Genomic DNA, 11,911 nt, shown 5'->3' with positions numbered 1-11,911 from the left:
GTGCTTTCTTTTAAGGGAGATTAAAATGATAAATGATTTACACACAAGTGAAAAGATGTCACCAATTGTAAGCATGTTATATGCAGCAGTAAAAGAAAATAGTGAACGACTGAAATTCATAACAGACGGTATGTCTCAGACAGAAATTGACTATAAAGGGCCAAAACATAAAGCTAACAGTACTGCCCAATTAATCAAGCATATCTCATACGTGGATCTTAACTGGGTTTACAGATTAAAAGATGAGCCGATACCAAAAGATTTAAAAGAAAAATATGGGCCAATGCTTGATAAGGAGAAGAAGCTTCCGATGATCAAGGGACAGTCTTTGCAAAAACTGATGTCAGAATATGATGAGGTATTACAATCATTAAGAGAGGTTTGTCTGCAATTAACTGATGCTGACTTAAAAAGAAAAGTCAGTTTTGGACATCAAAATGAAAAAACAGCCACAATCCGCTGGGGTTTATGGCATATGGCGGACCATAACCGCTATCATCAAGCACATATTAATCAGCTTAGGAAATGGTATCAGGAATCTCGTAAATTAAAAAATAACTAAGGAATGACAATAAAATGGATCAAAATGCATGTATACAAAAGATCGAGGAATTATCAATGAATGCTTTACCATCATTACAGACCGTTCTATTTGATGGGTGGATTCTACGTTTTTCCAATGGCTATGCAAAAAGAGCAAACTCAATCAACCCAATTTATTTTTCAATTGTGAAAATAGAAAAGAAATTAAATAGAGTAGAACAAATATATCGCAAGGAAAACCTGGATGTCGTGTTTAAGCTTACTTCATATGTACATCCTGTTGATTTAGATAAAACTCTATCTGACAAAGGTTATACTTTTGCTGGATTAACCAGTGTACAGTTACTTTCACTTGATGATATAAATGTTTCACGATCAGCCAATTCAATTATATCCAGGCGTCTAAGTGATGATTGGTATACAAAATGTTGTCTGCTAAATAACGTGAAAGAGCAAGACCAGCCAACTTTAAGAACAATACTAGAAAATATCTTGGCAGATGTATGTTTTGTAAGATTAGTAAGCGAAAATCAGGAAACGTTAGCATGTGGTATGGCAGTTCTTGAGGATCAATATTTGGGATTGTTTGATATTGTCACGAATCCTGAATTCAGAAACAAGGGGCACGGCCAACAACTGATGCTAACCCTATTACAATGGGGGAAAGATAATGGAGCGGACCAAGCATATCTTCAAGTCATTTCTGATAATACACCAGCACGGAATCTATACGCGAAGTTAGGATTTAAAGAGACATATAAATATTGGTATCGAATTAAAAATCACCGGTAAGAATTGGAGTGAATCTATATGAATAATTATAAAGTCATCTTATTCGATTTGGATGGAACACTTTCAGATCCAAAGATTGGTATAACGAAATCAGTCCAATACGCCTTAAACAAGATGGGGACCAATGAAACAAACTTAGATAATTTAGAAGGTTTTATTGGTCCGCCATTACAAGTATCATTTGCCGAATATTATGTTTTCAATGAGCCAGAGATTGATAAAGCGATCGGTTTTTATAGAGAGCGTTTCAAACAAAAGGGTATGTTTGAAAATGAATTGTATCCTCAGATTACGGCTATGTTAAAATCATTGAAAGATCAAGGATTTAAATTAGTGATAGCCACTTCGAAACCGACTATTTTTGCTAAAGAGATAGTAAATTATTTTAATATTGCAGACTATTTTGAACTTATCGTCGGCAGTAATCTTGATGGAACGAGAACCTCAAAAACGAAAATCATTCAACACATATTGGAAACATATAATCAATTTGACCCCGTTGAATTTATCATGATCGGAGATAGAGAGCATGACATTATTGGAGCGAGAAATACTGGAATTGATTCTATTGGTGTAACCTATGGATATGGTTCATTTGCCGAGATAAGTCAATCTAACCCTACTTGTATTGTTGAAACTGTGGGGGAATTGAAAAGAGTTCTAATGGTGGGTGTTGTGTAATCCATTTTCAAAGGAGAAAAGCGTATCTGGAAATTAAAGATACGCATGGTTGTATAGTTATCTATCTGTTTCACGAAATGTTATATCAATAACTTTCTCTGTTTCGATATTAAATTTTATGTCTACAAAGACACCGAATTCTTTACTTTCATTTTTTAGCCAAAGTTTAAATTTCTCTGTTGTATACTCAGGCGCCTTTTCTCTGGCTACATGCAGATAATCAATAATTTTAGCTTGGGGATATTTTTTCTTTGTTTCTTTCATGGCAATTTGTCCCCATTTAGCATAGGGAGGTTCTTCTTCTTGTGCTGCACTTACTATATTCGTGTTGAAATTAATCCAGTCTCCAATCAGGAACAACCCAAAAACTAACTGTAATGATATAACTATTCTCATTTCTGAAGAACTCCTTTTTCTAGTAGTATTTTCTTATTTGTTCAGGTTATGTACGGAATTTTTAGTGAATCTTTTTGTAAAGCTCATGAATATCTATGTTAATTTGGGGGAAGGGGAATAGGAGTAAGATTTGTTCCGCTTGACTTTGGAAAAATAGAGAACAGTTTGATACTAAACACAAAAACCGGAACTGATTCAAGATAATTTTATTATTGGATGTCTATTGTGTAAGTTTAGACGGTTCATTTGTGGAGCTAAACTAAAACTTCTCATGAATAATGAAGTTGACCTAAAAAAAAGCAATAATAGAACTTAAATATTGATATTCAAAATCATAATAAAAAGGAGCTCATACATTGTATGGACTCCTTTTTACTTAAAAAACACTCCTTTTTATTTCTCAACAACAGGTATCCACATTTTACCAGTAACCAAGCCGTTTTTTCGGCCTGTCTCAACAGTTGTATTCGGTCCGCCAACATAAGCAAAATTCTCTGCTTCAGTTAAAACCTCTCCAAAGGCAATAGCAGAGAGTTTATTATTTAATTCATCAGATGACTTTTCTTCTCCTTTAATAACCAGGTATTGCCCTTTAGGAAATTGAATAATTCTGGCTCCTTCTGGTGCTGAATCTGCATCTGCCATGACACCGGCATAATGCATCATCTTGTTATTTACCGTTTCGTTCACGGCAAAAATATAATCATTTGCAGCGATGTCTTTTAATGTATCCAGTCTGCCATCTTCGTTGACAACCTGCCAAAAATCGGCTTTTTCTTTGCTTAAGCCAGCAAAGTCTGTGTAATGACTGGTAAGTTCCGTCCCCAAACCAATAACAATAAAGTTGTCTTTTTCTTCTAACATATAATCAGCCATGTTCAAAACCTTCCTTTTTTTAAATTATCAAATGATTTGTCTGCTCCATTTGATAGGTCTATAATAACAATAAATAGTGTCAAAAATTGAAACTGTTTAGGAGGACACGATGAAAAAAGTGGAACGAATTAATGTCATCATGCGGTATATCAACAATCGAGCTCATTTTACCATTTCGGAAATTATGCAGGAATTTAATATCTCTCGTTCTACAGCTATTCGTGATATCAGAGAAATTGAAGCTATGGGAATGCCTTTAGTTGCTGAAGTTGGGAAAAAATGGCGAATATTCTGTCATGCACAATTCTGTCCTTCCAGTCGTTCACTTCACCGATAATGAGGTTAAAGCTCTTTTTATTGCTTTTATGGCGACAAGAAACCAACAACTCCCTTTTCTAAAGAGCCGTCAATCGATAGCGGAGAAATTACTCGGTCTGATATCCGATAACCAGCAAGATGACCTAATTCTTCTAGATCAACTTTTGCTGTTTGAAGGAATCCGGACTTACTTGATTTTTCAGACCTTCCCGATGCTACGCTAGAAAAACTTATCCAACTTCTGCTTTTAGATAGATATTTATGGATTACCATCAAAGAAGAAAAAGTATTAAAGTCTTATCCCATTTATCTTTTACATCTTTATCATGAAAAAAGTCTTTGGTTGATTGAAGGCATTGACTTAAAAGAAGAGGAGAAACGAATTTTTCCTGTAACGCATCTCACCAATGTCCAATCCTACCAGCCGAAAAAGAGAGTAAGTGAGCAAGAGATGGTAGATAAATTGACGAAGAAGGAAGAAGTGGTGAATCTTATTCTTGAACTTGGCCCAAAAGCGATTGCCCAGTTCAAAAAATATCATCCATTTAAAATATCGATTTCCTATACGAATCCTTATCAAACAACAGCCGTAGTAAAGACTGTTATCAATGTGAATGACCTCGAAGAAGTGACCGAAATTACAAATTGGCTACTTTTCCTTGATGATGATCTCAAGGTCAGGGAAGTGCCAAGGAAAGTGTTAGAAGCACTAAAAGATAGATTGAGCTTATACTGTCCATAACAGTTGTGGTTTAATCTACTAGTAATGGGTAGACGCAAAACAAAAAGAGTTCGCTGACTCGAACTCCTTTTGTTTCAGAGAAAACAGACTTCAATAGGCACAATAACTGTGTTTACTTTCGTATGCTTAACTTGTCTTAACACCGATCACCCGAATTCTCTTATAATCCGCTATCCATTGCTCATATTGTTATAACACATCTCGCAGGCTATCTTCCACACCAGTCATAATCTGTTCCTTCACCTCATCAGAACTATCCTTCAATAAATCTGTCGCAAACATCTCCACCCAGTTTCTGAGTCCTTTTTCGCCGTCTAGCGGAGTAGGTCTGTCAAAATGGTGAGCGAGCGTCGCATGAAACCCAACATTCTCCATCAATGTCGTATATTCTGCAATGCTTGGAAAATACCATGGAAACTGTTCCTCATGATAGTCGATTCCTGCCTTTTTTATCTGATGGATGATTTCGTTCGTGATAATGTTAACATTACCTTTACCACCGAATTCCGCAACAAATCTGCCGCCAGGTTTTAAGGTTTGATAGATACACGCAAGTGCTTGTTTTGGTTGTTTTACCCAATGAAGTGCAGCGTTTGAGAAGACTGCATCAAATTGGTGGTGATAATCCATTTCCAAAATGTCTTGAGCACTGAAGTTAATATGACGATATTTATGTAATGCTTGCTGTATCATCTTTTCTGACTTATCTACACCTTCTATTGACACTTGATAGTGAGAGATTTGATTGGTTAGATCACCAGTGCCACAGCCAACATCAAGGATGCTTTCTCCTTTAACAGGTGCCAATAGTTCGACAACAACATTTCCTAACTCAGATACAAAAGAATGGCGGTGATCATAAAATTCCGGGTTCTAATGGTCCTTTACAGGTTCGCTCATACACAATTCCTCCTTTTGATAAACACGAACGATCAGTTTTCTGTATCAATCTTGTCAAATACTGAGGAGTAGACATTTTGAATAGTTGACGTACTCTGAACATCATTGTATAATCCAAATCCCCATGTATCAAAAGATTCCTCTCCTGTACGTATCATACCTGTTATTAGATGGAATTATTTTCTATTAGCATACCATTTTATTGGTATAAAGTGTTGATTTTTTTATATAGCAGAAAATGTTAAGATGGTAGTCATGATTTTATCGGTAATGGGAGTGATTTGCTATTTATCCATACATCTTAATGGTAATGGTTGTTATTTTTTATGGTGGCAATATTTTAGTAGGTAAAGCGATTAATGATTTACCACCATTCACTATCGCTTTTTTTCGCTTATTTATTGCCCTTTTGGTTTTGTTGCCAATCGGATGGAAATCTGCATGGCATTATCGGTCTGTCTTTGTGACACACAGATGGCCATTTCTGATGATGACATTATCAGGAATAACCTTTTTTAATACTTTTATATATGGTGCTTTACAATATACAACGGCAACAAATGTATCGGTGCTTGAAACCGTTATTCCAGTCGTTACTGTCATTTTAAGTGTGTTTCTGCTTAAAGAAAAGCTGCGAAACGTTCAATGGATTGGAATTGTGTTATCGTTTTTCGGAGCAATTTGGGTAGTGCTCGATGGTAGAATACTAGCGTTAACGTCTATGAACTGGAATATCGGTGATGGGATAATGGTAGGGGCGATTTTTTCCTGGTCTATTTATTCGATATGTGTGAAGAAATATATGCATTTATTTCCGGCGTATGGCTCCCTGCTTGTCATGACAGGAATTTCAGTGCTTGTCCTGTTACCTGTTGTCGGTATCGAATGGATGATAAGAGGTGTACCTTCCTTTAATGGGGCAGTACATATTGCTTCGTTATTCTATTTAGGAATATTCCCATCATTTATTGCATTACTGTTTTTTAATCGTGCGGTGGATATATTAGGGCCATCGAAAGCATCTGTGTTTTTAAATTTTCTTCCGGTAGTAACCGTTATTGGAGCCTATTTCTGGTTAGGTGAAACGATTACTACGATGAAGATAATTGGTGCTGTTCTTGTGATATGTGGTGTGTTTATTACCACTCAGTTTGGGGACAAAATGCAAGAAGGTGAAGAGTTTGATACAATACCCTCTTAACTTGTCAGTGCCACTTTGTTTTTAACAGCTCGCAAAGTGGCACAGTCTTTATTTCACGTTAAGAAAGCATAAAAGTACAGTCATAGAAGTAATCATGCTGAACATGAATATGGGTTCTTATAATATGGATTATGTCAACTTGGTGGTAATTTTGAAATTGTTAATGTGCTGGGATACCGCTCCGGCCAACCACTTCGCGTCCTGTGGGGCATATTTCCGGAGCTTTGCTAAGCAAATGAAAACTATCAAAATTACCACAGTGTCAGTGGCCACTTTACATAATCCATATTATAGGTAGTTGTATATTATTTATGTTAGTTAGGACCGGGCGGGTTATGCCCGGTTTTTCTTTTCTGGCAATGTCTATTACCAGCGCAATGCAATAATTACATGACAACAATCTGTATTGGCATCGTTTGAAGAGAATTCTAATTTGATACTGTCCGGGTTAAAATGAACCTCTATTTTGGAGGTAATATCACCAATTGAATGAATCAACCGTCGCACCTCATCATGATTAGAAGCTTGGGCGGCATTCATTAGCTTCGTATCAAATTCTTTGGATTCAGCGAATTTTGTAAGTACCATACGAGCTTCTTGTAACATTTTTTGAGACTGGTTAGCAGACTGATATAGTGTGTTCGGATCTACCGGCGGATATGGACGTTGCCAATGATGGAAGTTGGAATAGGCAGGAATGAAGTAAGGATAACGTGCATCGTACATGATTTTCTTCCCCTTTCCCCAAAATACATATAATTATTTATATGCGTTTGTGCTTGTATAAGGGAATAGGCTATGCAATTCTACTGCCATCATTAGCTCTCTCTTTGACTGAATTTATAAAATAGAACAAAACTAGCAATGACCAATAAAAGAGCGGTGCCTAATACGAAATAACCGCCAGCAAATGAATTCGGACTGCCGACAAGCACCCAAGTCTGATAAGTTGCTGATAAGAGTGAAACAATTACGGAAAGGCCACAAATTAAAGAAAAACAATTCTGTTTAATTTCGGTAAAGTAAGAATGTTCTCCTCGATAGTTAACTACTGATAATAGCTTAAGTGATATAAGGAAAACCACGATCGACAAGATTAGAATAACAAGGTTCATTTCAACACTCCTTATACGTGTTCAACATTTAAACACATCTTATCAAATGAATTATTTTTTTCCAATGTAAGTAAATATATTTAATAAAAAATTAATAAATCGCTAAGCAGCTGTTTAGAAATGCTCGGTATCATGTACTTATCAAACAGAGGGGGTCATGATATTGAAATATCGTTTTTTTACCTATATGTATGCAGGACTTGCTATTTTATTTCTGCTTAGTGTTACGGCACAGTTTGTTATTGCTGGAATGGCGGTGTTCATAAGTCCATTGCACTGGGGAGATCACACGTTTTTTATCCACCTATTTGGATTTAATGTACCATTATTGATGTTCGTGCTTGCTTGGCTTGCCAAATTACCGGGTTGGGCGTATTTGCAATTGTTTGGCGTGATGTCTCTCGTATTTGTAATGTACTTTACAGCAAATATGAGTGGGAAGTTGCCTCTGCTTACTGCCATGCATCCAATGATTGGTACAGGACTATTGTTTGTTGCTTGTTGGAAAGTGTTCAAGTTATATCATTATATGAAAAAGGAGCAGACATAATGAGACTCTTTATCGGGATAATTATAGGTTTTATAGGAGGATCTGTAATAGGGATTGCGTTATCAAGTGTAATTGGAATGGCCGGGATGCTTTTATTCCAAACTGTATTGAGTATTAAATACCTCTCCGTATATGTAGGTGTTGTTGGTGCTGTTATAGTTCCAATTAGTGATTTCAAGCGTTACGGATAAATTGGCTTATTTATTCGCTTTTCTATATAATCTTGGCAAAGGCAGGTGTTACGATGTCGATCAAAAAAAGGTTAGTAGTTTCTAATATTGCGATGATTGTTGCACCAGTCATCGGTTTTTTGTTAATCGAAATCTTACTTGGTTATTTGTTTTTCGTGAAAGGTGATGGAACTCGTAATGAACAGGTGATGCAAACATTTATGAATTATCGTTTAGCAGGTGTAATTCTTGTACTCGTATTAACGAATGGATTGCTGACCTATTTCGTTTCATGGACGATCATTAAGCCGATTCAACAATTAAGAAATGCGGCAGGGAAAATAAAGCAAGGAAATCTCGATGAACCCATTCAGGTGTCAACTAATGATGAGCTTGGTGAGTTAGCTGATATGATGGAAGAGATGCGTAACAGTTTGCAAACGGCGAAACAGACGCAGGAAAAATATGAAACGAACCGTCGTGAACTGATCGCTAGCATCTCCCATGATTTACGGACTCCCATTACGTCAATCAAAGGTTATGTCCAGGGCGTATTAGACGGTGTTGCAGATACTGAGGACAAACATGATCGATATATGAGAACGATTTATGACAAAACTGAAGCATTGGAATACATGGTCGATGAGCTGTTTGTTTATTCGAAGCTGGATTTGCAACGCATGCCTTTTCACTTTGATACCATCGATCTTGTGTCCTATTGTCACGACATTATCGAAGAATTACGATTTCAATATCCAATGATCGAGTTTTCTTTGCAGCAATCCGGCAGGACGCTCATCGAAGCAGACCGTGAACAATTACACCGAGCTATACGGAATGTGGTCACGAACAGTGTGAAGTATCAAAATAATAATAAGTCAAAAATTATCTTCTCGATTACAGAAAAGGAAGAAAATTGTTATACTGATGATGAAAGATAATGGAATCGGCATTGATCAGGCAGCATTACCTTTTGTATTTGATCAATTTTATCGAACGGACTTCTCACGTAATTCAGCTACAGGTGGCAGTGGATTAGGACTGGCGATTGTGAAGAAAATTATCGAGGTCCATCAAGGTTCTGTTTGGGCAGAAAGTGTGCCTGGCAAAGGAACAACGATTTATTTTCAATTGAAAAAAGGTGAACACAATGAATAAAGTCTTAATTGTAGAAGATGAAATGAGCATTGCCGAACTGGAAAAGGATTATTTAGAATTAAGTGGTTTTGATGTGACGATTTCGATGGACGGTGAGCAAGCAAATCGGGCGATCAAGCACCAGTCATATGATCTAATTATCCTGGATATTATGCTCCCGGGTACAGATGGCTGGGAGCTGTGTGAACAATTACGGAGAACATTAGATATTCCAATTTTGATGGTGACCGCACGAAAAGAAGATATAGATAAAATCAAGGGCTTTAACCGAGGCGCGGATGACTACATTGTCAAACCGTTTAACCCTAATGAACTGTTAGCACGGGTGAAAGCTCATATAGCAAGATACAGACGGCTGACCAACCGGGAGGGAACACATCAATTAATCGAAATCGGCAGTGTCACGATTGATCCTCAATCTCGACAAGTTTCGGTCAATGAACAAATACTTACTCTAACAGCAAAAGAGTATGATCTACTCTATTTTTTAGCCTGTCATCCTAATCATGTCTTCACGAAAGAGCAATTACTTGAAAGAATTTGGGGATTTGATGCGATAGGTGACAGCTCTACCGTTACCGTCCATATACGTAAGATCCGCGAAAAAATCGAGAAAAACCCGTCTAAGCTGAGATTGATTGAGACAATCTGGGGCGTTGGCTATCGATTAAAAAAGTAGGTGGAAAGATGTATTTAAAACGTATTACATTAGATAGAAAAAGAGTTAAATCAAAATCTGACTATCCATTTTGCATACCAGTCATTCAAAATCTTGAACAGTTGGAAATAGAAAGCAATGTTACCTTTTTTGTGGGAGAAAATGGGTCTGGAAAGTCTACCTTGTTAGAAGCGATCGCGGATAAGTGTGGATTTCATACAGCTGGTGGCGGTCGCAACAATTCCTATGAGGCAGAAGCGACGCAATCGGATCTCGGGGACTATGTGAAGTTATCGTGGATGCCCAAAGTAACGAATGGCTTTTTCCTGCGAGCGGAGACGTTTCATCAGTTTGCCTCTTATGTGGATTCTTTGGAAGGTGATTTTAGTAAATATGATCCTTACGGTGGGGATTCCTTGCATCATCAGTCACATGGCGAATCCTTCTTATCCTTATTTCAGCACCGATTTCATCAGCAAGCGATCTATTTATTGGACGAGCCTGAAGCTGCACTGTCCCCGCAACGTCAACTGGCGTTTTTACGAATAATGCATGATCTAGCTTCATCTGGACAGTGTCAATTCATTATAGCAACCCATTCCCCTATTTTATTAGGGTATCCGGATGCGAAAATATGGAGTTTTGATCGAGATAGAATTGCTGAAGTTGCGTATGAGGATACCGATCACTATCAGATAACCAGATATTTTCTTGATAATCGTGAGCGGATGTTAATGGAACTTTTTAAGGATGAGGAGTGAAGATTATGAAAAAAGAGCAATTTGATTACCGTGTATTTTATGAAGAAGTTGGTAAGGAAAATGGCTGGAATTTTGACAAGCTCCAAGTAAAAACGGAGGGTATCGGCTGGGAGTTTTATCAGGAAGTGTTGAAGAATGTGAGAAAATCTGATTGTTTGTTAGATTTAGGCTGTGGAAGTGGGGAACAGTTAACGAAAATAGCCACTTCATTATTTCTGATGGTCGGCATTGATCTGTCACATAGTATGATAGAAAAAGCACGTAAACCATCACAGAAAAATGTGAAATTTTTTCAAATGTCTTCTGAACAATTACAATTTCCAAATGATTTTTTTGATATTGTTACCAGTCGTCATGCTCCGTTCTCTGCCAAAGAAGTGGCGGGTGTATTGAAAGAAGCTGGGATTTTTATGACACAGCAAGTGAGTGAAGCGGATAAAATAAATTTGAAAAAGGCATTTGGCAGGGGACAGGCATTGGAATCACAGGACGGACAGCTAAAAGACGACTATGTGAGAGACTTGGAGGAAGCTGGGTTTACTAGTGTTCAAACCTATGAATACGATGCCGCTGAGTATTACCAGAGGCCAGAGGACCTTCTTTTTTTATTAAAATATACGCCAATTATCCCAAAATTCGGTGAGTATCCTGATGATTTAAATAGGTTTGAAGATTTTGTAGCAGCGCATCAGACAGAAAAAGGAATCGTAACGAATTCTAAACGTTTTTTGATTGTGGCAAAGAAGTAGTGATCTGTCATTTCAGCATTTCGCTATGAGATTAGTCAAACGAATATTTTTATCATCTTCAGCACAATAACACCAGTAAGATAAATCATATTTGTATGTGATAGTCTTCCGTTAGTATATCTATTTCATTAGCTTGATCGCTCTATAGCCATCACTGGGCAGCCCACTGTATGCACCAAAAAAAGTTGGATACTTGATCGGTATTATCATCAAAAACTGTACCAGTGCTGCATTTGATATGGATTTTATAAGAAAATCAATCATTACCGGAAGGTTAATAGCAGAGTAGAATGCCAAGCAG

General features: G+C 37.1%; 16 protein-coding genes and 1 pseudogene. 12 read left to right on the top strand and 5 right to left on the bottom strand.

Going from position 1 to position 11,911, the window contains the following annotated elements; genetic code table 11:
- The first annotated feature begins 25 nt into the window (after positions 1 to 25).
- Genes MUN88_RS21505 through MUN88_RS21495 form a run of 3 tightly spaced genes read left to right on the top strand, consistent with a single transcriptional unit; the run spans position 26 to position 2,016 of the window.
- Positions 26 to 562 (top strand): DinB family protein, encoded by a 537-nt coding sequence (locus tag MUN88_RS21505; RefSeq protein ID WP_244719271.1) that lies wholly within the window; start codon positions 26 to 28, stop codon positions 560 to 562.
- Between the two features lie 14 nt (positions 563 to 576).
- Positions 577 to 1,335 (top strand): GNAT family N-acetyltransferase, encoded by a 759-nt coding sequence (locus MUN88_RS21500; RefSeq protein ID WP_244719268.1) that lies wholly within the window; start codon positions 577 to 579, stop codon positions 1,333 to 1,335.
- An 18-nt stretch (positions 1,336 to 1,353) separates the two neighbouring features.
- The gene (locus MUN88_RS21495) at positions 1,354 to 2,016 is read left to right on the top strand and encodes an HAD family hydrolase (RefSeq protein ID WP_244719265.1); all 663 of its coding nucleotides are present in this window, start codon (positions 1,354 to 1,356) and stop codon (positions 2,014 to 2,016) included.
- 57 nt (positions 2,017 to 2,073) lie between these two features.
- Here MUN88_RS21495 and MUN88_RS21490 read toward each other — a convergent pair whose 3' ends face one another.
- Positions 2,074 to 2,412, bottom strand: a complete 339-nt coding sequence (locus tag MUN88_RS21490; protein ID WP_244719264.1) for a DUF3889 domain-containing protein — start codon at positions 2,410 to 2,412, stop codon at positions 2,074 to 2,076.
- Between the two features lie 393 nt (positions 2,413 to 2,805).
- On the bottom strand, positions 2,806 to 3,288 hold the full coding sequence (locus tag MUN88_RS21485; RefSeq protein ID WP_244719261.1) for a GyrI-like domain-containing protein: 483 nt from the start codon (positions 3,286 to 3,288) through the stop codon (positions 2,806 to 2,808).
- 109 nt (positions 3,289 to 3,397) lie between these two features.
- On the opposite strand from MUN88_RS21485, the pseudogene MUN88_RS21480 reads away from it, so the two are divergent.
- A pseudogene (locus tag MUN88_RS21480) lies at positions 3,398 to 4,348 on the top strand (helix-turn-helix transcriptional regulator).
- A 189-nt stretch (positions 4,349 to 4,537) separates the two neighbouring features.
- On the opposite strand, the gene MUN88_RS21475 reads toward MUN88_RS21480, so the two are convergent.
- A complete protein-coding gene (locus tag MUN88_RS21475) occupies positions 4,538 to 5,155 on the bottom strand; it encodes a class I SAM-dependent methyltransferase (RefSeq protein ID WP_369809914.1) in 618 nt (205 codons plus the stop codon).
- Between the two features lie 403 nt (positions 5,156 to 5,558).
- On the opposite strand from MUN88_RS21475, the gene MUN88_RS21470 reads away from it, so the two are divergent.
- Positions 5,559 to 6,449, top strand: a complete 891-nt coding sequence (locus MUN88_RS21470) for a DMT family transporter (protein ID WP_244719259.1) — start codon at positions 5,559 to 5,561, stop codon at positions 6,447 to 6,449.
- 366 nt (positions 6,450 to 6,815) lie between these two features.
- Here the strand turns inward: MUN88_RS21470 and MUN88_RS21465 are convergent, their stop codons facing one another.
- Both MUN88_RS21465 and MUN88_RS21460 read right to left on the bottom strand, forming a co-directional pair.
- Positions 6,816 to 7,175, bottom strand: coding sequence for a YuzC family spore coat inner layer protein (locus tag MUN88_RS21465; protein WP_244719257.1), 360 nt, complete (start codon positions 7,173 to 7,175; stop codon positions 6,816 to 6,818).
- 92 nt (positions 7,176 to 7,267) lie between these two features.
- Entirely contained in the window at positions 7,268 to 7,564 is a 297-nt protein-coding gene (locus tag MUN88_RS21460) for a hypothetical protein (RefSeq protein ID WP_244719255.1), read from the bottom strand.
- Between the two features lie 163 nt (positions 7,565 to 7,727).
- Here MUN88_RS21460 and MUN88_RS21455 point away from each other — a divergent pair, with 163 nt between their 5' ends.
- The 7 genes from MUN88_RS21455 to MUN88_RS21425 are packed head-to-tail and all read left to right on the top strand — an operon-like array spanning position 7,728 to position 11,610.
- Positions 7,728 to 8,114, top strand: coding sequence for a DUF6220 domain-containing protein (locus tag MUN88_RS21455; RefSeq protein WP_244719253.1), 387 nt, complete (start codon positions 7,728 to 7,730; stop codon positions 8,112 to 8,114).
- Complete coding sequence (locus MUN88_RS21450; protein WP_244719251.1) at positions 8,114 to 8,305, top strand: DUF5957 family protein; 192 nt, start codon at positions 8,114 to 8,116, stop codon at positions 8,303 to 8,305. The genes MUN88_RS21455 and MUN88_RS21450 overlap by 1 nt, the downstream gene beginning before the upstream one ends.
- A 53-nt stretch (positions 8,306 to 8,358) precedes the next feature.
- Entirely contained in the window at positions 8,359 to 9,225 is an 867-nt protein-coding gene (locus MUN88_RS21445) for a sensor histidine kinase (RefSeq protein ID WP_244719249.1), read from the top strand.
- Positions 9,212 to 9,442: a sensor histidine kinase gene (locus MUN88_RS21440; RefSeq protein WP_369809913.1), complete on the top strand. Its 231-nt coding sequence runs from the start codon at positions 9,212 to 9,214 to the stop codon at positions 9,440 to 9,442. Before MUN88_RS21445 ends, MUN88_RS21440 begins: the two co-directional genes overlap by 14 nt.
- Positions 9,435 to 10,121, top strand: a complete 687-nt coding sequence (locus MUN88_RS21435) for a response regulator transcription factor (RefSeq protein ID WP_244719248.1) — start codon at positions 9,435 to 9,437, stop codon at positions 10,119 to 10,121. Before MUN88_RS21440 ends, MUN88_RS21435 begins: the two co-directional genes overlap by 8 nt.
- A gap of 8 nt (positions 10,122 to 10,129) precedes the next feature.
- Complete coding sequence (locus MUN88_RS21430; RefSeq protein WP_244719246.1) at positions 10,130 to 10,861, top strand: AAA family ATPase; 732 nt, start codon at positions 10,130 to 10,132, stop codon at positions 10,859 to 10,861.
- A gap of 5 nt (positions 10,862 to 10,866) precedes the next feature.
- On the top strand, positions 10,867 to 11,610 hold the full coding sequence (locus MUN88_RS21425; RefSeq protein WP_244719244.1) for a class I SAM-dependent methyltransferase: 744 nt from the start codon (positions 10,867 to 10,869) through the stop codon (positions 11,608 to 11,610).
- Positions 11,611 to 11,911: the final 301 nt, after the last annotated feature.

Source organism: Gracilibacillus caseinilyticus, assembly GCF_022919115.1.
In the GTDB taxonomy this organism is placed as follows: Bacteria; Bacillota; Bacilli; order Bacillales; family Amphibacillaceae; genus Gracilibacillus; species Gracilibacillus caseinilyticus.
Note: the sequence above shows the minus strand (reverse complement) of the source record. Positions and strands in the feature narration are given on the sequence as shown.